At 64.9% G+C, this 18,794-nt stretch carries 20 protein-coding genes and 1 pseudogene; 8 read left to right on the plus strand and 13 right to left on the minus strand.

Features of this window, described 5'->3' with window-relative positions; translation table 11 throughout:
• Nucleotides 1–117, plus strand: a pseudogene (locus DIE23_RS37640) (3-hydroxybutyrate dehydrogenase); the annotation flags it as partial.
• Nucleotides 118–258: 141 nt separating this feature from the next.
• On the opposite strand, the gene DIE23_RS37645 reads toward DIE23_RS37640, so the two are convergent.
• Nucleotides 259–1,458, minus strand: a complete 1,200-nt coding sequence (locus tag DIE23_RS37645; protein ID WP_124617806.1) for an amino acid aminotransferase — start codon at nucleotides 1,456–1,458, stop codon at nucleotides 259–261.
• A gap of 250 nt (nucleotides 1,459–1,708) precedes the next feature.
• Between DIE23_RS37645 and uvrB the strand changes: the two genes are divergently transcribed.
• The 5 genes from uvrB (at nucleotide 1,709) to DIE23_RS37675 (ending at nucleotide 7,253) form a co-directional block, all read left to right on the plus strand.
• The gene (gene uvrB / locus DIE23_RS37655) at nucleotides 1,709–3,799 is read left to right on the plus strand and encodes an excinuclease ABC subunit UvrB (RefSeq protein ID WP_124617808.1); all 2,091 of its coding nucleotides are present in this window, start codon (nucleotides 1,709–1,711) and stop codon (nucleotides 3,797–3,799) included.
• 219 nt (nucleotides 3,800–4,018) lie between these two features.
• A complete protein-coding gene (locus tag DIE23_RS37660) occupies nucleotides 4,019–4,570 on the plus strand; it encodes an iron transporter (protein WP_124617810.1) in 552 nt (183 codons plus the stop codon).
• A gap of 55 nt (nucleotides 4,571–4,625) precedes the next feature.
• A complete protein-coding gene (locus DIE23_RS37665; protein WP_124617812.1) occupies nucleotides 4,626–4,958 on the plus strand; it encodes a cupredoxin domain-containing protein in 333 nt (110 codons plus the stop codon).
• Nucleotides 4,959–5,016: 58 nt separating this feature from the next.
• Nucleotides 5,017–5,859, plus strand: a complete 843-nt coding sequence (locus DIE23_RS37670) for an FTR1 family protein (protein WP_124617814.1) — start codon at nucleotides 5,017–5,019, stop codon at nucleotides 5,857–5,859.
• Nucleotides 5,856–7,253, plus strand: coding sequence for a 4Fe-4S binding protein (locus tag DIE23_RS37675; RefSeq protein ID WP_124617816.1), 1,398 nt, complete (start codon nucleotides 5,856–5,858; stop codon nucleotides 7,251–7,253). Before DIE23_RS37670 ends, DIE23_RS37675 begins: the two co-directional genes overlap by 4 nt.
• 321 nt (nucleotides 7,254–7,574) lie before the next feature.
• Here the strand turns inward: DIE23_RS37675 and hemP are convergent, their stop codons facing one another.
• The 3 genes from hemP to DIE23_RS37695 form a co-directional block, all read right to left on the minus strand.
• Complete coding sequence (hemP, locus tag DIE23_RS37685) at nucleotides 7,575–7,820, minus strand: hemin uptake protein HemP (RefSeq protein ID WP_039322336.1); 246 nt, start codon at nucleotides 7,818–7,820, stop codon at nucleotides 7,575–7,577.
• 138 nt (nucleotides 7,821–7,958) lie between these two features.
• Nucleotides 7,959–8,441 carry an SRPBCC family protein gene (locus DIE23_RS37690; protein WP_044849005.1) on the minus strand — a complete coding sequence of 161 codons (483 nt, stop codon included), beginning with the start codon at nucleotides 8,439–8,441 and terminating at the stop codon, nucleotides 7,959–7,961.
• 100 nt (nucleotides 8,442–8,541) lie between these two features.
• Nucleotides 8,542–9,414 carry a pirin family protein gene (locus DIE23_RS37695; RefSeq protein WP_124617818.1) on the minus strand — a complete coding sequence of 291 codons (873 nt, stop codon included), beginning with the start codon at nucleotides 9,412–9,414 and terminating at the stop codon, nucleotides 8,542–8,544.
• A gap of 122 nt (nucleotides 9,415–9,536) precedes the next feature.
• On the opposite strand from DIE23_RS37695, the gene DIE23_RS37700 reads away from it, so the two are divergent.
• Nucleotides 9,537–10,514: a LysR family transcriptional regulator gene (locus DIE23_RS37700; protein WP_124617820.1), complete on the plus strand. Its 978-nt coding sequence runs from the start codon at nucleotides 9,537–9,539 to the stop codon at nucleotides 10,512–10,514.
• A 392-nt stretch (nucleotides 10,515–10,906) separates the two neighbouring features.
• Here the strand turns inward: DIE23_RS37700 and DIE23_RS37710 are convergent, their stop codons facing one another.
• From DIE23_RS37710 to DIE23_RS37755, 9 genes are all read right to left on the minus strand, one after another.
• Nucleotides 10,907–11,335 carry a biopolymer transporter ExbD gene (locus DIE23_RS37710; RefSeq protein WP_006754473.1) on the minus strand — a complete coding sequence of 143 codons (429 nt, stop codon included), beginning with the start codon at nucleotides 11,333–11,335 and terminating at the stop codon, nucleotides 10,907–10,909.
• A gap of 13 nt (nucleotides 11,336–11,348) precedes the next feature.
• A complete protein-coding gene (locus DIE23_RS37715; protein ID WP_124617822.1) occupies nucleotides 11,349–12,080 on the minus strand; it encodes a MotA/TolQ/ExbB proton channel family protein in 732 nt (243 codons plus the stop codon).
• Between the two features lie 34 nt (nucleotides 12,081–12,114).
• A complete protein-coding gene (locus DIE23_RS37720; RefSeq protein WP_124617824.1) occupies nucleotides 12,115–12,846 on the minus strand; it encodes an energy transducer TonB in 732 nt (243 codons plus the stop codon).
• Nucleotides 12,847–13,063: 217 nt separating this feature from the next.
• Nucleotides 13,064–13,300 carry a bacterioferritin-associated ferredoxin gene (locus DIE23_RS37725; RefSeq protein ID WP_011885486.1) on the minus strand — a complete coding sequence of 79 codons (237 nt, stop codon included), beginning with the start codon at nucleotides 13,298–13,300 and terminating at the stop codon, nucleotides 13,064–13,066.
• Between the two features lie 161 nt (nucleotides 13,301–13,461).
• Complete coding sequence (gene murI / locus DIE23_RS37730; protein WP_409364279.1) at nucleotides 13,462–14,325, minus strand: glutamate racemase; 864 nt, start codon at nucleotides 14,323–14,325, stop codon at nucleotides 13,462–13,464.
• A 37-nt stretch (nucleotides 14,326–14,362) separates the two neighbouring features.
• The gene (bfr, locus tag DIE23_RS37735; protein ID WP_124617828.1) at nucleotides 14,363–14,839 is read right to left on the minus strand and encodes a bacterioferritin; all 477 of its coding nucleotides are present in this window, start codon (nucleotides 14,837–14,839) and stop codon (nucleotides 14,363–14,365) included.
• Nucleotides 14,840–15,033: 194 nt separating this feature from the next.
• Nucleotides 15,034–16,557, minus strand: coding sequence for a fumarate hydratase (locus DIE23_RS37745; protein ID WP_034183495.1), 1,524 nt, complete (start codon nucleotides 16,555–16,557; stop codon nucleotides 15,034–15,036).
• A 34-nt stretch (nucleotides 16,558–16,591) separates the two neighbouring features.
• The gene (locus DIE23_RS37750) at nucleotides 16,592–17,197 is read right to left on the minus strand and encodes a TIGR00645 family protein (RefSeq protein ID WP_124617830.1); all 606 of its coding nucleotides are present in this window, start codon (nucleotides 17,195–17,197) and stop codon (nucleotides 16,592–16,594) included.
• Between the two features lie 113 nt (nucleotides 17,198–17,310).
• Nucleotides 17,311–18,228 carry a DMT family transporter gene (locus DIE23_RS37755; RefSeq protein ID WP_124617833.1) on the minus strand — a complete coding sequence of 306 codons (918 nt, stop codon included), beginning with the start codon at nucleotides 18,226–18,228 and terminating at the stop codon, nucleotides 17,311–17,313.
• Nucleotides 18,229–18,570: 342 nt separating this feature from the next.
• On the opposite strand from DIE23_RS37755, the gene DIE23_RS37765 reads away from it, so the two are divergent.
• On the plus strand, nucleotides 18,571–18,794 hold a 224-nt coding region (locus DIE23_RS37765), incomplete at its 3' end, for an acetyl-coenzyme A synthetase N-terminal domain-containing protein (protein ID WP_311767844.1).

The raw sequence follows: 18,794 nt of genomic DNA on the forward strand, positions 1-18,794 counted from the left end.
GGGGTGTTCACGACGGTGCAGGACGTCGCGCAGACGGTGCTGTTCCTGTCGGCGTTCCCGAGCGCCGCGCTCACGGGTCAGTCGTTCGTCGTCAGCCACGGCTGGTTCATGCAGTAAGGGCTCCGGCACGGGCGGCCGTGACGTACGCCGCTTGTGCCGTGCGGAGCATTCGCCAGCAGTCGAACGGCATAAAAAAACGCGCTCCTCGGAGCGCGTTTTTTGTTTCGGCAGGGCGGGCTGCCGCCCGCTGACGCCGACTTACTTCAGGACCGCTGCGACTGCATTGGCGACCGCATCGAGGTTGCGCGTGTTCAGCGCTGCGACGCAGATCCGGCCGGTGCCGACTGCATAGATGCCGAACTCTTCGCGCAGGCGATCGACTTGCGCCGAGGTCAGGCCCGAATACGAGAACATCCCGCGCTGCGCGTTGATGAAACTGAAGTCGCGATCGACGCCGCTCGCCTTCAGGCGCTCGACGAGACCGTTGCGCATCGCGCGGATGCGGTCGCGCATTTCGCCGAGTTCCTGCACCCACGAAGCGTGCAGTTCCGGCGATGCGAGCACGGCCGCGACGACGGCGCCGCCATGGGTCGGCGGGTTCGAGTAGTTCGTGCGGATCACGCGCTTCAGTTGCGACAGCACGCGCGTCGCTTCTTCCTTGCTCGACGTGATGATCGACAGCGCTCCGACGCGTTCGCCGTACAGCGAGAATGACTTCGAGAACGACGACGACACAAATGCGTTCAGGTCGGCCGCGGCAAACAGACGTACGGCGGCGGCATCGGCCTCGATGTTCTCGCCGAAGCCCTGGTAGGCCATGTCGAGGAACGGCACGAGGTTGCGCGCCTTGACGACGTCGACGACCTGCTGCCATTGCGCTTCGGTCAGGTCCACGCCGGTCGGGTTGTGGCAGCACGCGTGCAGCACGACGATCGTGCCTGCCGCATAGCCGTTCAGCGCCGACAGCATGCCTTCGAAGTTCACGCCGTTGGTGGCGGCGTCGTAGTACGGGTATGCGACGACTTCGAAGCCGGCCGCTTCGAACAGTGCGCGGTGGTTTTCCCAGCTCGGATCGCTGATCGCGACCTTCGCGTTCGGATTCACGGTGCGCAGGAAATCGGCGCCGATCTTCAGTGCGCCCGTGCCGCCCAGTGCCTGCGCCGTGACCACACGGCCTGCGGCGATCAGCGGCGAATCGTTGCCGAGCAGCAGCTTCTGCACCGCTGCGTCGTACGCGGCGATCCCGTCGATCGGCAGGTAGCCGCGCGGCAGGCCGGCGTCGACACGGGCCTTTTCCGCTTCGCGAACGGCGCGCAGCAGCGGAATCTTGCCATCTTCGTTCGTGTACACACCGACGCCGAGGTTGACCTTGGTCGGGCGCGTATCGGCGTTGAAGGCTTCGTTCAGGCCCAGGATCGGGTCGCGGGGAGCAAGCTGGACAGCGGAGAAGAGCGACATGATGATTCGGCAGTAGTGAAAAGAGGGTCAGGCTTTCAGCCGGCGGGGCGGGCGCAGCGGACCGCGCGCCAACGGGCACGGCGCCGGAAAGCGCAGCAGCCTGACATTGTAGCGAATTCACGCTGCCGGAGGCGGCGATTGCGCGGCGAATTGCGATTTCGGACGGTTGCCTCGCGTCAGGAGCCGTCAGCGGTTCGCAACGCCGCGAAGCGCTAGAATAGTTTTTTTGCCCTCGCTCCGGCCGCACTCCATGTCCGAACATCACGCCGAAGTCGGCGACGCGCTCGACGAATCGAAATTCGTGACCTTCGAAGGGTCGCCATTCCAGTTGTATCAACCGTATCCGCCCGCAGGCGACCAGCCGACCGCGATCGAAACGCTCGTCGAAGGTATCGGCGACGGCCTCGCATTCCAGACGCTGCTCGGCGTGACCGGTTCGGGCAAGACCTTCACGATGGCCAACACGATCGCCCGGCTCGGCCGCCCGGCAATCGTGTTCGCGCCGAACAAGACGCTCGCGGCGCAGCTCTACGCGGAGTTCCGCGAGTTCTTCCCGCGGAATGCGGTCGAGTACTTTGTGTCGTACTACGACTATTACCAGCCGGAAGCGTACGTGCCGCAGCGCGACCTGTTCATCGAGAAGGATTCGTCGATCAACGAGCACATCGAGCAGATGCGGCTGTCGGCGACGAAGAGCCTGATGGAGCGCCGCGACGTGGTGATCGTCGCGACGGTGTCGGCGATCTACGGTATCGGCAACCCGTCCGAATACCACCAGATGATCCTGACGCTGCGCACCGGCGACAAGCTCGGCCAGCGCGACGTGATCGCGCGGCTGATCGCGATGCAGTATTCGCGCAACGAACAGGACTTCCAGCGCGGCACGTTCCGCGTGCGCGGCGACACGATCGACATCTTCCCGGCCGAGCACGCGGAGCTGGCCGTGCGCGTCGAGCTGTTCGACGACGAGGTCGAGACGCTGCAACTGTTCGACCCGCTGACCGGGCGCGTGCGGCAGAAGATCCCGCGCTTCACCGTGTATCCGTCGTCGCACTACGTGACGCCGCGCGACACCGTGATGCGGGCGGTCGAGACGATCAAGGACGAATTGCGCGAGCGCCTCGAGTTCTTCCACGGCGACGGCAAACTCGTCGAGGCGCAGCGCCTCGAGCAGCGCACACGCTTCGACCTCGAGATGCTGCAGGAGCTCGGCTTCTGCAAGGGCATCGAGAACTACTCGCGGCACTTCTCGGGTGCCGCGCCGGGCGAGCCGCCGCCGACACTCGTCGACTACCTGCCGCCCGACGCACTGATGCTGCTCGACGAATCGCACGTGCTGATCGGTCAGCTGAACGGCATGTACAACGGCGACCGCGCGCGCAAGGAAAACCTCGTCAACTACGGCTTCCGGCTGCCGTCGGCGCTGGACAACCGGCCGCTCAAGTTCCCGGAGTTCGAACGCAAGATGCGCCAGGTGGTGTTCGTGTCGGCGACGCCGGCCGACTACGAGAAGCGCGTGACGGGGCAGGTGGCCGAGCAGGTGGTGCGCCCGACCGGGCTCGTCGATCCGGAAATCGAAGTGCGCCCGGCAAGCTCGCAGGTCGACGACGTGCTGACCGAGATCAACGCGCGCGTGAACGCCGGCGAGCGCGTGCTGATCACCGTGCTGACGAAGCGGATGGCCGAGCAGCTCACCGAATTCCTGGCGGACCACGGCGTCAAGGTGCGCTACCTGCACAGCGACATCGACACGGTGGAGCGGGTCGAGATCATCCGCGACCTGCGGCTCGGCACGTTCGACGTGCTGGTCGGGATCAACCTGCTGCGCGAAGGCCTCGACATTCCGGAAGTGTCGCTCGTCGCGATTCTCGACGCGGACAAGGAAGGCTTCCTGCGCGCCGAGCGCTCGCTGATCCAGACGATCGGCCGCGCGGCGCGCAACGTGAACGGCAAGGCGATCCTGTACGCCGACACGATGACCGAATCGATGAAGCGCGCGATCGGCGAGACCGAGCGGCGCCGCGCGAAGCAGATCGCGCACAACGAGAAGATGGGCATCACGCCGCGCGGCGTCGTGAAGCGCATCAAGGACATCATCGACGGCGTCTACAACGCCGACGACGCGCGCGCCGAGCTGAAGGAAGCACAGCAACGCGCGAAGTTCGAGGACATGTCGGAAAAGCAGATCGCGAAAGAGATCAAGCGTCTCGAAAAGCAGATGGCCGACTACGCGAAGAACCTCGAGTTCGAAAAGGCCGCGGCGACGCGCGACCAGCTTGCGCTGCTGCGTGAACGCGTGTTCGGCGCGAACGTGGGCGACCACGTCAACGGCGGCCGGTAAATCTTTCCAAACGTCACTGAAACCTTCCTGTAACACCGTTGTAAGCCTTGTTGGATCAGGGGTTTACACGGTGTCTTGTTTGTTCCGGAGTCGGTTCGGTGCTAAACTTCGCAAGTATTGAGAATAGTTCGCATTAACGTTATTGATTGCGTTAGTGTTTCCGGCGCGCGGTCATGACGGGCGGTGCGCGAGTCACCAGACAAATAACAAGGAGTGTCCATGTTGGGTTCTTCGTTCATCCGCACGTCGGTTGCGGTAGCGGCGGCGCTTGCCGCGATGTCGGCTTCGGCTGCCGAATATCCGATCGGCAAGCAGCAGATCCAGGGCGGCATGGAAATCGGCGCGGTGTACCTGCAGCCGATCTCGATGGATCCGGAAGGGATGATGCACAAGGCGTCGGATTCCGACATCCACCTCGAGGCCGACATCCACGCGGTCAAGAACAACCCGACGGGTTTCGCGGAAGGCGACTGGATGCCGTACCTGCAGGTCACGTACAAGCTGACGAAGCAGGGCGACACGAAGTGGAAGGCTGAAGGCGACCTGATGGGCATGGTCGCGAGCGACGGCCCGCACTACGGCGACAACGTGAAGCTGGCCGGCCCGGGCAAGTACCACCTGACGATGACCGTCAAGCCGCCGATGCAGTCGGGCCACATGGCGTTCGGCCGTCACGTCGACAAGGAAACGGGCGTGGGCGCGTGGTTCAAGCCCATCACCCTCGAATACGACTTCCCGTTCGCCGGCATCGGCAAGAAGGGCGGGTACTGATCGGTGGCATCACGGACGGCGCGCTTCGGCGCGCCGTCGGCGTAGAGAACACAGAATGAAATTTCCCCAGAAAATCATCGCCGCAGCCGCCGCGCTGTGGCTCGCCGGCGCGGCGCATGCCGCCGATCTGCCGACGTTCAAGCTCGAGATGACGGACGGCAAGCTGAATCCCGCCCGCATCGAAGTGCCGGCTGGCCAGCGCTTCAAGATCGAGATCAAGAATACCGGCAAGGGCGCCGCCGAATTCGAGAGCGTGCAGTTGCGCAAGGAGAAGGTGCTTGCGCCGGGCGCCGATTCGTTCGTGGTCGTCGCCCCGCTGTCGCCGGGCGAATACAAGTTTTTCGACGATTTCCACCAGCAGGCACAGGGCGTGATCGTCGCGAAGTAATGCGTTTTATCTGCGTGCGGGCGTACGAGTGCCTTGCCCCGCACGTCAGGAGGATTCAATGGGTCAGATCTTGTTCATCGTCTGGCGGGAGAGCGTCGAAGCGCTGCTCGTCGTCGGCATCCTCTATGCATGGCTGAAGAACGGCGACGACGACGCGCGCCGTGGCCTGCCCTTTCTGTGGACGGGCGTGGCAGTCGGCCTGCTGATGGCCGTCGGTCTCGGCGCCGCGCTCGTCGGCTTCACCGAAGTGCTGTCCGGCGACGCGCAGGACTATTTCCAGACCGCGATGGTGCTGATCGCGTGCGTGCTGATCGTGCAGATGGTGCTGTGGATGCGCCGGCACGGCCGCACGCTGAAGCGCGACATGGAGCAGTCGCTGCAGCAGAGCACGCGCGATTCGAACTGGTGGGGCGTCGCCGTGCTGGTCGCGCTCGCGATCGCACGCGAAGGCAGCGAGACGGTGATCTTCCTGTACGGCCTCGGTTTCGGTCAGTCGGGGCACGTCGATGGCAGCCAGATGCTCGCGGTCGTGATCGGCCTCGGCCTCGCGTTCCTCACGTTCTATCTGCTCCAACTTGGCGGCAAGTACTTCTCGTGGCGGCATTTCTTCCGCGTGACCGAAGTGATGCTGCTGTTCCTCGGTGCGGGCCTGTTCCAGACCGGCGTCGACAAGCTGATCGACAAGGAAATCCTGCCGCTCGGCATCTCGCAAGTGTGGGACACGTCGGGGATCCTCGATGATTCCGGCACGTTCGGTTCGCTCGTCGCGACGCTGACCGGCTATCGCGCGCACCCGGCGCTGACCAACCTGATCGCCTATGCCGTGTACTGGGCGGTGGTCTGGCTGCTGATGAAGCGCGCGAGCCGTCGTCCGGTCATCCCCGCAGGTCGCGCGGCATGAGCGTTGTCGCCGCAGCCAAGCCGGGCTGGCTCGCGCAGGCCGGCCAGTGGATGCAGCGCCACGGCGCGGTGATCCGCGGCATCCAGTGGGTCGTCGTCGCCGTCTACGCGTTCCTGATCATCGTGCCGGCGGTGTTGCCGCTGCCGGACGATTCCGCGCACCTGTGGAGCAATCTCACGCTGATCGCGCAATTCGTGTTCTGGGGCATCTGGTGGCCGTTCGTGCTGCTGTCGATGGTCATGCTCGGCCGCGTCTGGTGTGGCGTGCTGTGTCCGGAGGGCGCACTCACCGAATATGCGAGCAAGTTCGGCCGCGGCGGCGCGATTCCGCGCTGGATGCGGTGGGGCGGCTGGCCGTTCGTCGCGTTCGGGCTCACGACGATCTACGGGCAGATGGTCAGCGTGTACCAGTACCCGCTCGCGGTGCTGTTCGTGCTCGGCGGCTCGACTGTCGGCGCGATCGTGATCGGCGTGCTGTACGGCCGCGAGAAGCGTGTGTGGTGCAAGTATCTGTGCCCGGTCAATGGTGTATTCGGGCTGCTCGCGCGGCTCGCGCCGATGCGCTACAAGGTCGACGAGGATGCGTGGCGCCGATCGTACAAGAACGGCGAGCACGGGCATCGTGTGATTCCGATCAATTGCGCGCCGCTCGTGCCGTTGCGCAACATGAAGGGCGCCGCCGCATGCCATATGTGCGGCCGCTGCAGCGGGCACCGCGACGCGATCGCGCTGTCGTGGCGCTCGCCGTCCGACGAGGTCGTGAGCCTCGGCGCGCAGCAGGCGAATCCGTGGGACACGGCGCTGATCCTGTACGGCCTGCTCGGCGTCGCGATCGGTGCATTCCACTGGACCGTCAGCCCGTGGTTCGTGCAGATCAAGCAATGGCTCGCGGGCTGGCTGATCGACCGCGACATCACGTGGCCGCTCGAGACCAATGCACCATGGTTCCTGCTCACGCACTATCCGGATCGCAACGACGTGTTCTCGTGGCTCGACGGCGGGCTGATCGTCAGCTACATCGTCGGCACGGGGCTTGTGTACGGCACCGCGCTGCTCGTGCTGCTGGCCGGCGCGACGCTGATGCTCGGCCGCTTCGACCGCGTGCGTCTCCATCATCTCGCGCAGGCGCTGATCCCGATCGCGGGGGCCGGCGTGTTCCTCGGGCTGTCGGCGACGACGCTGTCGCTGCTGCGGGCCGAACACGTGCCGCTCGGCTGGGCGACTGACGTGCGCATCGCGATTCTGGTCGGCGCGAACGCGTGGAGCGGCTGGCTCGCATGGAAGGTGACGGGGCGCTATGCGGCATGGCCGCGCCGGCTGGCTGCATTCGCGTGGTTCGCGGCCGGCCTGGCCGTGGTCGACAGCGCATGGTGGTTGATGTTCTGGGGTTTCTGATGAGGGATTGAAGGCCTGGCGGCCGCGTTCCGGAGCAGCGGGCGAGTATGTGCCGCTATCGGGCTCCGGAGCGCGCTGAAGCTGCAGTGCCGACAGCCGAGATGCTTTTTCCATTGCATCCGGACGCTCAAACAAAAAAGCGACACGTCCTTCGACGTGTCGCTTTTTTCTTCCTTGTGCGAGAACCAAAAAAGTGGCTTGGCTTGCTGCAACGGCTGCTTGAGTGTGTTTGCACGAAGGGGTCTAGATCTCGCGTGCAAGCCGTTACGCTGGCTACTGCCCAACACCTCTCAGGGAGGTGGTCCCCACAATACTCTGTCGTTACTTCGTCAGGATCAGTTTGCCGAGCCGCGTGGCACGCAACTGATACGTCTCTCCGTTATGCGCGATGCTGATGTGGCTGTGGCCTTGCAGCAGCGCATCGCTGCTGAGGGTCCGGGTGCCGGCATCGCGGCTTCCGGCGGGTTTCGCCGGCGTCGTGACCGCTGCCGTCTTCTGACGGTTGGCGCTTGCAGTGCCGGTCGTGCGGCGCAAGGTCAGCGTGGTCGGGCGCGTGGTGTCGGTCATTCGGTTGATCGGTGACTGTCGATACGATGGAATGAATTCTAAATGATAACTATTCCCATTTACTAAAACTCTTTATCGATCGAGGTGGGAAATCCGATAGCTTGAATCAAAGCAGCGGCCCGCGGGCCGCCGCCGACGTCAGTGGAGCGGGTCGGGGTCCTTGCGTCCCTGAGCGTATTCGCGGATCAGGCGCACCGTGTCGATGTCCGACGTGCGATACGCTTCCTTGACGATGCCGTGCGTCTGGCGCGCTTCCTCGCTGTCGTCCGTGACGGTCAGCGTCGTGCGGTATTCGAAGCGCAGGAACAACTCGTGGTCGTCGCGCTCCTCGATCGTCATCGTCAGCGAGCCGCCAATTTCGCCGCCGGCCGCATGGATGTCGTAGCGCACTTGCTGGTTCGGGGTGAACGTCACGCGGTCGCGCACGGTCGCATGTCCGTAGTGCAGTTCGCGTTCGAGCGTCGTGTCCGTCCGTTCGTGGACGACACAGCTGTCGAGGCCGATCACGAACAGCTGCGGCTGTTCGGCGCGCAGCACGAGGCCTTCCCAGAGCTGGTCGCGGGTCAGGGACGGCACGGCCGGATCGTCGGAGTTGATCTGGATCAGATGTTCGAAGTTCAAGGGGACGGATTCCTTCTGGTGGCGGGCAGCCACGTGGCTCAAGAAGTCATTGTGACGCAAAACGAGCCGTTTCGCGGCACCTCCGGCCCCCGATCGGACGTCACGCGTCGATGCGTCCCATGCGACCGGTCTGGTAGTCGACGACGGCCTGCCGGATCTCTTCCTCGGTATTCATCACGAAAGGGCCATAGCGGACGATCGGCTCGTTGAGCGGCACGCCGCCGATCAGCAGCAGGTCGAGCGGCGTATCGCCGGCTTCGAACGTCACGGCGTCGCCATCGTCACCGTAGACGACCATGTGCCGTGCGTCGACGGGCTGCCTGTCGGGCCCGTAGCGGCCCGCTCCGTCGAGCGGGTAGGCGAACACGCGATAGCCTGCCGGCACCGGCTGCGTGACCGTTGCGCCCGGTTGCAGCGTGAAATGCTGGTAGAGGATCGGCGTGCGCGTCTCGATCGCCGCACGCACACCGAACGCTTCGCCGGCGATCACGCGGACCTGCGCGCGACCGTCCGGCGACGTCGCGCTCGGGATGCGGGCGGCCGAGATCTCCTGGTAGCGCGGCGCGATGAGCTTGTCGCGCCGCGGCAGGTTGACCCACAGCTGGAAACCGTGCGAGCGTCCGCCTGCCTGCGCGAATTCGGGATCCGGCATTTCGCTGTGGACGACGCCTGCGCCGGCCGTCATCCACTGCACGTCGCCGGGCCCGAGCGTGCCGGCATGGCCGGCCGAGTCGCGATGGCGAAAGCGCCCGTCGAGCACGTAGGTGACGGTCTCGAAGCCGCGATGCGGATGGTCGGGGGCGCCCTTGGCTTCGCCTGGCGCGTAGTCGACGGGGCCCATTTCGTCGAGCAGCAGAAACGGATCGAAATCCATCAGCAGCCGGGTCGGGAATGGGCGGTGAACCACGAAGCCGCCACCTTCGGTCGTGCGAAGCGCGGGGTACGTGCGGTCAAGCGAGCGAGCGGTCGTCATGCAGAAGCCCTCGATATCGTCGGAATAGCGTTATTTTTGAAACACAGCGCTATTATATTGGGCGTTTTACCGTCCGATTTGCGGCGGTTCGCAATGGATTGTTCTGAAATTGGAACGATGACATGAACATCGATGCACACAACCTGAACGACCTCATGTACTTTTCGCAGGTCGTCGAACACGGCGGTTTCTCGGCGGCGGAACGCGTGCTGGGTATCTCGAAATCGCGCCTGTCGCGGCGCCTGACCGAACTCGAGGCGGCGCTCGGCGTGCGCCTGTTGCAGCGTTCGACGCGCAAGCTCGCGCTGACCGAGGCGGGGGAGCTGTTCTACCAGCATTGCCAGGCGATGCTCGCCGAAGCCCAGGCCGCGATGAACGCCGTGCAACAGCTGCGCGCGTCGCCGCGCGGCTCGGTGCGCGTGAGCGTCCCCGTTACACTGTCGCAGACGATGCTGTCGCGCATCCTCCCCGAATTCCTGCACCGCTATCCCGAGGTGAAGGTGCACATCCGTGTGACCAATCGCGTGATCGATCTGTTCGAGGATTCGATCGACGTCGCGTTGCGCGTGCGTTCGGAGCCGCCGCAGAATGCGAACATCGTCGTGCGGCCGCTGTGGCGGACCGAGCAGATGCTCGTTGGGGCGCCCAGCCTGCTGAACCAGAATGCGCCGCCGCTCGTGCCGGACGATCTGGTGCATTTCGAGACGCTCGATACGCCGAGCGTCGACGGACGGCACGTGTTCAGCCTGATCGCGCCGGATGGTACGCGTCACCTGCACGAGCACGATCCGCGGCTCGTGACGGCCGACCTGATGACGATCCGCGAGGCCGTGCTCGACGGCCTCGGCATCGCCGCGCTGCCCGAGATGATGTACGGCAATGCGTTGCGCGCGGGGCAGTTGTCGCCGGTGATGCCGGGCTGGACGCTGCCGGTGCCGCAACTCTATGCGGTGTTCGTGTCGCGGCAGGGGATGCCGCCCGCGGTGCGCGCGTTCGTCGACTATCTGGTCGAGAAGCTCGACCACGGCGAATACAAGCAGCCGAGCTGCCCCGAGCGCGCGAATAAGGAAGGGGTGGCGGCCGATGCTTCGGCCACCTGAATGCAAGATGCGCGTCGTGGCAAATTTGTTTTGTCATTGAAGCGCCGCCTGCAATCGCAAGTTTCAATCGCCGGGGCCTTGAATGCATACGCGGGCAGGCCTATATTGAAATCCCATTTCGCGAAGGAAGTTCTGAGCGGAATCAGGTGGCCGCATATATTGTGAGCCAGATAGGGCAGAACGCGCAGTCCGTGCAGACCACGGTAGCCGCATTTGCGTTGCTCGAGGCGCAACCGATACCGCCGAAGAGCCCGCCGCCCGAAGGCGCCCGCGTGCGCATGAAAAAAGGCCTTCATCTGGCGATGAGGGCCTTTTACTTTGTGCGGCCGGCAAGGTGCTGCCGGCCAGGCGCGGCCGGCCAGGCGACCGTCGCGTAGCGAAATGCGTATGCGTTACTTTGCCTTCGCAGTCGGCTCCGTCACGAAGCCGAGCTTCGTCAGGCCGCCGGCCTGCGCATCGGACATCACTTCGGCCACACGCTCATAGGCAACCTTGCGATCGGCACGCAGGTGCAACTCCGGTTGCGGCTGATGCTGCGCTGCTTCCGCGATGTGTGCCTGCAGTTGCTCGCGCGTGACCGTCTGGTCGTTCCACAGGATCGTACCGTTGCCCTGGATCGCGACGTCGACCGTCTGCGGCTTTTCGTCGACGGGCTGGCTGCTCGCGTGCGGCAGGTCGATCTTCACCGCGTGTTGCATTGCCGGAATCGTCACTAGGAAAATGATCAGGAGTACGAGCATGACGTCGACGAGCGGCGTCATGTTGATCTCGCTCATCACGCCATCGTCGTCGTCATCGCTGAAGCCGGTGTTCATTGCCATGGTTCACCCCGTCTCAGCTGGCGCGCGTCGCGAGGCGCAGGCCGTCGCGGGTCGACGACGACGCGAGGCGTGCGCCCGTCACGAAGTACGCGTGCAGACCGTGCGCGAAGCGGCGCAGCTTGCTGACGACACCCTTGTTCGCGCGGGTCAGTGCGTTGTAGCCGAGCACCGCGGGAATCGCGACGAACAGGCCGAAGGCTGTCATGATCAGTGATTCGCCGACCGGGCCGGCGACCTGGTCGATCGACGTCTGGCCGGTTGCGCCGATCGCGAGCAGGGCGTGGTAGATGCCCCAGACCGTGCCGAACAGGCCGACGAACGGCGCCGTGCTGCCGATCGACGCGAGAATCGCGAGGCCGGCCTGCATGCGCGAGATGCCTTCGTCCATCGTGTCCTTCAGGCAGCGCGTGACCCAGTCCGACACGTCCATGCGGTCGTGCAGGTGCGGTTGCGTCTGATGGTGGTGATCGGCGGCTTCCTTGCCCGACAGCGCGAGCGCGAGGAACGGATTGTCGCTCGGCGTCGATGCGGCGAGGCCGAGCTTCTTGATGCCGTCGTCGAAATCGTCCGAATGCCAGAACGCCTGCTCGGCATTCTTCGTGAGACGGTTCAGGCGAACCACGTTCCAGCCCTTGACGATGATCACGATCCACGACAGGACCGACATCACGAGCAGCGTGATCGCGATGGCGCGCGTGACGAAATCACCTTGCGCCCAGACGTGCGCGATACCGTAGCTTTGCATTTTTGTTTCCTTTGAATCTTCCGAATGAGGCGGGTTAATCGTCGAGCGTGAAGTTGAAGGGCAGCGTATGGGCGGCGCGAATCGCTTGGCCGTTCTCGACGTACGGCGGGCAGGTGCTGGCGCGTGTCGCATCCAGCGCTGCCTCGTCGAGGCGTGGGTAGCCGCTGCTCTTTTGCAACTCGACACTTTCAATCTTGCCCGTCAGGCCGATGACGAAGTGAACATAGGCCGTGCCGGTTTCGCCACGGCGGCGCGACATCGCCGGATAGGTGGGCTTCACGAAATTGCACTTGAGTGCCGATACGTTCTTCGGCGCGCTGACTTGCATCGTTTCCCGGGCCGGGCCGGGCGTGGCTGCCGGCGCAGCGGGCGCGGCGGAGGGGGCGGCGGGCGCAGGCGTCGGATCGGCTGCCGGAGCGGGCGTCGGGGACGGTGATTGTGCGACCGGCTGAGGGGTCGGCTTGACCGCTTTCTGTACCGGCTTCGGTTCGACCTTCGGCTTGACGCGCGGCACGGGCTTCGGCGGCGCGGGTTGCGCGACCGATTCGACCGCGACCGGCTGAGCGGCCGGCGCAGGCGGGATGAGCTGCGCGGTGATCGACTGGACTTCGACCGTCTTCGGCGGCGGCGCATTGCGATGGAGCCAGGCAGCCGTCAGCATGATCGCGTGTGCGGCAAGCACACCGACCGCGACGGTGATGACCCGGGGATTCATACGTGGAGCAGCCGGCAAGACGCCGGCAGGAGCGGATTGCGAAGCCTGCATGTTAGCTTGAAAGAACGACGTCGCACCCGGGGCGCGGCGGGTGAATCGGTATCACTTGCGGAAGATCAGCAGCGAGATGCACACGGTGGTCACGAATCCGATCAGCAATTCCATGACAGGCTCCTTGGCAGGTAAGCCGCTGGCTCGCGCGGAAGGTGGCTTGCTGACGGTCGGACAGAAAATGCGGCCGCAGCCGCATGCGTACGCTCGGCGCGGCTCAGGCGGCCTTGCGGTCGTAGAACGTCACCGGGATCGGGTGAGCGTGGTGTTCGACGCCGCACCGGCTCGCGCAGACGCCTTGCTCGGCCATGAGGTCGCGTACGGACTCCTCGCACTTGCCGCAGCACGTGGCCACGCCGAGCTCGAACTGGAGCTCATCGAAAGAGCTCACGCCCTCGGCGAGGGACGCGCGAATCTTGCGATCGGAAACAGACTTGCACACGCAGACGATCATGATGAGTTGCGATAGCTAACGGTAATGCGAATTATTATCATTAAATTTGCGGGCGTTGACAAGCCTGGGTCCGGCTTTTTTTGAGGTCATCGGACCCTTGAAATGGAAGGCGCGGCGCGGCCGCTGCGGGAGAGGGCGAACCGGCGGTGTGCCGGCCCGTGTTACACGGTCGCGCAGGCGCGCGCGTTCGGCGAGGAAATGGTGACGGATTCGACCGGCGCGTCGAGGCCGAGCAGCGACGATGCGAGTGCGCGCAGTTGCAGGCCGTCGCTCGTCGAGCAGAAGCGCGGCGGCGCGGCACGCGTGCCGGCCGGTGCGCGCAGGTCGCGTTCGTCGAGCACCCGCGTGAGCTGGCGGGCGATGGCATCGCTCGTGTCGACGAGCGTCAGGCGGTCGCCCACAATGTCACGAATCGTTTCCGAGAGAAACGGGTAGTGCGTGCAGCCGAGCACCAGCGTATCGGCGCCGTCGTCGAGCATCGGCCGCAGGTAACGCTCGAGCAATGCGCGCAAGGCGGGCGAGTTCGTGTCGCCGCGTTCGATCGCTTCGACGAGCCCGTGGCCCGGTTGGCAGATGAAGCGGCGGCCGGCGCCGTAGCGGTCGAGCAGCGCCTGGAAGCGCGGGCTGTTCAGCGTCGATTGCGTGGCGAGCACGCCCGCGACGCCGGTCGAGGACAGCGCGGCGGCCGGCTTGATGCCCGGCTCGACGCCGACGAGCGGTATCGACAGGCGTTCGCGGATGGCCGCGATCGCCCGCGCCGTGGCGGTGTTGCACGCGATGACGAGCGCTTTCGCCCCTTCGCGGGCGAGCCACTCACCGATGGCCAGCGTGCGTTCGGTAATGAACGCCTCGTCGCGCGGACCATACGGTGCATGGTGCGAATCGGCGACGTAGACGAACGACTCGCCGGGCAGGTGCGCGCGCACGGCGCGCAGCACCGACAGGCCGCCGAGCCCCGAATCGAAGATGCCGACACGGGCGGCGGGGCGGTCCCCGGAAGCGACTGGCTGGTTCGTCATCGTCATGCGGAAGGCGAGGTGGCGGTCGTGGCGGTGGTGCCGATTACTCGGGCGAACCCATCATCGTCTGCTGGTAGTTCTGCAGGCCGACCTTGCCGATCAGGTCGATCTGCGTTTCCAGCCAGTCGATGTGCTCTTCGGTGTCGTCGAGGATCTTTTCGAAGATCTCGCGCGACACGTAGTCACGCACCGATTCGCAGTAAGCGATCGCTTCCTTGCACGTGGACTGCGAGATCTGCTCGAGCTTCAGGTCGCACTGCAGGATCTCTTCGGTTTCCTCGCCGATCAGCAGCTTGTGCAGGTCCTGCAGGTTCGGCAGGCCGTCGAGCATGAACACGCGCTCGATCAGCCAGTCGGCGTGCTTCATTTCGCCGATCGATTCGTCGTATTCGTGCTTGCCGAGCTTCTCGAGGCCCCAGTGCTTGTACATGCGCGCATGCAGGAAGTACTGGTTGATCGCCGTGAGTTCGTTCTTCAGTTGGGCGTTCAGGTATTCGATGACTTTCTTGTCGCCTTGCATGGCTGTTCCTTGTTCAGTGGGGGCTTCAGAAACCGAACGATAATCGCTCGAACGGGAAAAGCCAAGCCTCGAAGCCTTGTCGGGCCTGCCTTTTGCGGGTAACGAGAATCAGCCCCGGATAACGGGCCGCGCGCAATAACGAGAATGAGAAGTAAAAAGGCCGGACATCAGCCCGGCCTTTCGTATGCGCGCGCTTAAGCGGCTGCGACCGGGATCTTGCCGATCTTCGCCTGCCATTCCTTCGGACCGGTCTGGTGCACCGACGTGCCCGACGAATCGACGGCCACCGTCACCGGCATGTCCTGCACGTCAAACTCGTAGATCGCTTCCATGCCGAGGTCTTCGAATGCGAGCACCTTCGCGCCGCGGATCGCCTTCGACACGAGGTAAGCCGCACCGCCGACTGCCATCAGGTACGCCGCCTTGTGCTTCTTGATCGCGTCGATCGCGACCGGGCCGCGTTCGGCCTTGCCGACCATCGAGATCAGACCCGTCTGGGCGAGCATCGTCTCGGTGAACTTGTCCATCCGCGTGGCCGTCGTCGGGCCTGCCGGGCCGACCACTTCGTCACGCACCGGATCGACCGGGCCGACGTAGTAGATCACGCGGTTCGTGAAGTCGACCGGCAGCTTCTCGCCCTTCGCGAGCATGTCGGCGATGCGCTTGTGCGCGGCGTCGCGGCCCGTGAGCATCTTGCCCGACAGCAGCAGCGTCTGGCCCGGCGTCCAGCTCGCGACTTCTTCCGGCGTCAGCGTGTTCAGGTCGACGCGCTTGCTGGTTTCCGTGTTCGGTTCCCACTGGACCTTCGGCCAGGCGTCGAGCGACGGCGCCTCGAGCTTCGCGGGGCCCGAGCCGTCGAGCACGAAGTGCGCGTGACGCGTCGCCGCGCAATTCGGGATCAGCGCGACCGGCTTCGACGCCGCGTGCGTCGGTGCGGCCATGATCTTCACGTCGAGCACGGTCGCGAGGCCGCCGAGGCCCTGCGCGCCGATGCCGAGCGCGTTGACCTTCTCGTGCAGCTCGACGCGCAGTTCCTCGACCCAGTCCTTCGGGCCGCGCGCGATGATTTCCTGGATGTCGATCGGCTCCATCAGCGATTCCTTCGCCATCAGCATCGCCTTTTCGGCCGTGCCGCCGATGCCGATCCCGAGCATGCCCGGCGGGCACCAGCCCGCGCCCATCGTCGGGACCGTCTTCAGCACCCAGTCGACGATCGAGTCGGACGGGTTCAGCATCACGAACTTCGACTTGTTCTCCGAGCCGCCGCCCTTCGCCGCGACCTGCACGTCGACCTTGTCGCCCGGCACGATCTCGTAGTGGATCACGGCCGGCGTGTTGTCCTTCGTGTTCTTGCGGGCGCCTTCCGGCGGATTGACGATCGACGCGCGCAGCACGTTGTCCGGGTGCGTGTAACCGCGGCGCACGCCTTCGTTGATCATGTCGGTGAGGCCCATCGTCGCGCCGTCCCAGCGCACGTCCATGCCGACCTTCACGAAGATCGTGACGATGCCGGTGTCCTGGCAGATCGGGCGCTTGCCTTCCGCGCACATGCGGCTGTTCGTGAGGATCTGCGCGATCGCGTCCTTCGCGGCCGGGCTTTCTTCCAGCTCGTACGCGCGGCCGAGGGCCTGGATGTAGTCGAGCGGGTGGTAGTAGCTGATGTACTGCAGCGAATCCGCGATGCTCTGGATCAGGTCTTCCTGTTTGATGACGGTCATGGCTGAGACTCTGTGGGGACTGTGGGGAATGCGTTTATGCGTTGACGGCTGCCTTGGCCGGCTTGCGGGACTCGTTCGCCGCAGGCGCGTGCGTCTCGTGGAAATGGGCCGGGTGCGTGTGCGTCGTCAGGCGGTCGACCCACGCCATCACGAGCGCCGACACGAGGAACGACACGTGGATGATCACCTGCCACATGATCGCGTGCGTCGTGTGCTGGTCCGGGTTGATGAAGGTCTTCAGCAGGTGGATCGACGAAATGCTGATCAGCGCCATCGACAGCTTGACCTTCAGCACGCCCGCGTTCACATGGTCGAGCCACTCGGGCTCGTCGGGATGGCCCTCGATGCCGAGGCGCGACACGAACGTTTCGTAGCCGCCGACGATCACCATGATCAGCAGGTTCGAGATCATCACCACGTCGATCAGGCCGAGCACCGCGAGCATCACGCTGACCTCGTCGAGGCCGGTCGCGTGCGACAGCAGGTGCCAGACTTCCTTCAGGAACAGGAATACATAGACGGCCTGCGCGACGATCAGGCCCAGATAAAGCGGAACTTGGAGCCAGCGGCTCATGAAGATCAGCGCGGGCAGCGGGCGTAGCGGACGACGGGTGGAGCCGGGCGAATGCGGGGCAGACATGATGGCGTGACGGGCGCGGTGCGCAGGTATCGGGGGTAATCTTGAAAAGGCGCGCTATTGTAACGCGTCGGCCGGCGCGACTGCAGCGACGCGCCGCAGTTGCCGGGGACGGATCAGGATGCGGCGGCCGGCACGCGCTTCCCGCGCAGGCTCGCGAGCACGATGCCGGTGACGACGCACGCGAGCGCGATGCCGTGCGCGAGCGTCGGGCGTTCGCCGAGGAACGCGATGCCGTACGCGGCTGCCGCGACCGGCAGCACCGCGCTGAACACGCCGGCGAGGCTGCCCGGCACGTGCCGGATGCCCTTCATCCACAGCCAGAACGAGAAGATGCTGGCCGACAGCCCATACCAGACAACGAGCGCCCACGTGCCGGTCGGCACGCTCGCGTAATCGAAATGCCACAGCGCCGTCGCACCGAGCGGCAGCATCAGGCACAGGCCGAACAGGTGCGTGTACGCGCAGATGTCGATCGGCGCGAGCGTCTGCGTGAGCCGGCGCGACAGGATCACGTAGATCGATTCGCAGCAAACGGCGCCGAGGATCAGCAGGTTGCCGGTCAGCGAGCCGGACGATGTGCCGCCGGCGCCGTGCGCGGGCACGCTGCCAGCGGTGCCGTTGGCGAGGTTGATCGTCACGACGCCGGCGATCGCGAGCGCGATCGACACGAGCGCACGGCCGTTCGGTTTTTCACGCAGGATCAGCCACGCGAACAGCGCGACGAGGGCCGGGATCGTGCTCGTGATCACGCCGGCCGCGACCGCGCTCGTGCGCTGCACGCCGTTGAGCATCAGCAGCGTAAACATGAAGGTGCCGAAGAATGCCTGCAGGAACAGGTTCAACCATTCCGCGCGCCGGACCGTGCGCATCTTCACCGGGCTGAACAGCGGCCACAGCACGGCGATCGCGATCACGAAGCGCAGCGTGGCGAGGATGGCGACCGGGACGAAGACGACGATGGATTTACCGATACCGACGTTGCTGCCGACAAACAGCATCGACAGGATGAGGAAGAGGGCGTAGCGATTCAAGCTGGAGTCCGGGGGGCGAGTTCAGTTAGGATTGTAGGGTCGCGTTTGTAACAGCGTAAAGCTGACTGTAAAGCGGCTGACTGTAAAGCGGCCGACCGTAAAGCGGCGCTTGCGTGCGAAACGGCATGTCGCGTAAGTGACGGGTAAGTTCGAGCGCTTATCGTGGAAATCGCCGGGCCGTACGTCCGCCGTCGTATGACGTGGTGCGGCGCAGCATCGCGCGCAGGCTTCGGGCCGCGCGCGGGTGGGTGGGAGACTGCGGCGCGCATGCGCCGGCCAAGACGCGCGGCGCGCACGATCGCGCCGCCATGCAGAGGATTCATGTTCACCAAGGGGTAGTCGATGTCTGCGATTGAATCGGTTCTTCACGAAACCCGTCAGTTTGCGCCGCCCGCGGCGCTCGAGAAGGCGGCGACCATTTCCGGCATGCCGGCCTACCAGGCGCTGGCCGCCGAGGCCGAGCAGGATTACGAAGGCTTCTGGGCGCGCCTCGCCCGCGAGGGCCTCAGCTGGCACAAGCCGTTCACCAAGGTGCTCGACGAGAGCAACGCGCCGTTCTACAAGTG

Source organism: Burkholderia sp. Bp9143, assembly GCF_003853645.1.
GTDB lineage: Bacteria > Pseudomonadota > Gammaproteobacteria > Burkholderiales > Burkholderiaceae > Burkholderia.

Coding starts and splice junctions, on each gene's coding strand:
- DIE23_RS37715 (WP_124617822.1), bottom strand. CDS start 12,080: ATGCAAAGCTACGGTATCGCGCACGTCTGGGCGCAAGGTGATTTCGTC.
- DIE23_RS37720 (WP_124617824.1), bottom strand. CDS start 12,846: ATGCAGGCTTCGCAATCCGCTCCTGCCGGCGTCTTGCCGGCTGCTCCA.
- DIE23_RS37695 (WP_124617818.1), bottom strand. CDS start 9,414: ATGACGACCGCTCGCTCGCTTGACCGCACGTACCCCGCGCTTCGCACG.
- hemP (WP_039322336.1), bottom strand. CDS start 7,820: ATGACCGACACCACGCGCCCGACCACGCTGACCTTGCGCCGCACGACC.
- murI (WP_409364279.1), bottom strand. CDS start 14,325: ATGACGATGACGAACCAGCCAGTCGCTTCCGGGGACCGCCCCGCCGCC.
- DIE23_RS37660 (WP_124617810.1), top strand. CDS start 4,019: ATGTTGGGTTCTTCGTTCATCCGCACGTCGGTTGCGGTAGCGGCGGCG.
- DIE23_RS37700 (WP_124617820.1), top strand. CDS start 9,537: ATGAACATCGATGCACACAACCTGAACGACCTCATGTACTTTTCGCAG.
- DIE23_RS37675 (WP_124617816.1), top strand. CDS start 5,856: ATGAGCGTTGTCGCCGCAGCCAAGCCGGGCTGGCTCGCGCAGGCCGGC.
- DIE23_RS37670 (WP_124617814.1), top strand. CDS start 5,017: ATGGGTCAGATCTTGTTCATCGTCTGGCGGGAGAGCGTCGAAGCGCTG.
- DIE23_RS37645 (WP_124617806.1), bottom strand. CDS start 1,458: ATGTCGCTCTTCTCCGCTGTCCAGCTTGCTCCCCGCGACCCGATCCTG.
- DIE23_RS37710 (WP_006754473.1), bottom strand. CDS start 11,335: ATGGCAATGAACACCGGCTTCAGCGATGACGACGACGATGGCGTGATG.
- uvrB (WP_124617808.1), top strand. CDS start 1,709: ATGTCCGAACATCACGCCGAAGTCGGCGACGCGCTCGACGAATCGAAA.
- DIE23_RS37750 (WP_124617830.1), bottom strand. CDS start 17,197: ATGTCTGCCCCGCATTCGCCCGGCTCCACCCGTCGTCCGCTACGCCCG.
- DIE23_RS37725 (WP_011885486.1), bottom strand. CDS start 13,300: ATGATCGTCTGCGTGTGCAAGTCTGTTTCCGATCGCAAGATTCGCGCG.
- bfr (WP_124617828.1), bottom strand. CDS start 14,839: ATGCAAGGCGACAAGAAAGTCATCGAATACCTGAACGCCCAACTGAAG.
- DIE23_RS37745 (WP_034183495.1), bottom strand. CDS start 16,557: ATGACCGTCATCAAACAGGAAGACCTGATCCAGAGCATCGCGGATTCG.
- DIE23_RS37665 (WP_124617812.1), top strand. CDS start 4,626: ATGAAATTTCCCCAGAAAATCATCGCCGCAGCCGCCGCGCTGTGGCTC.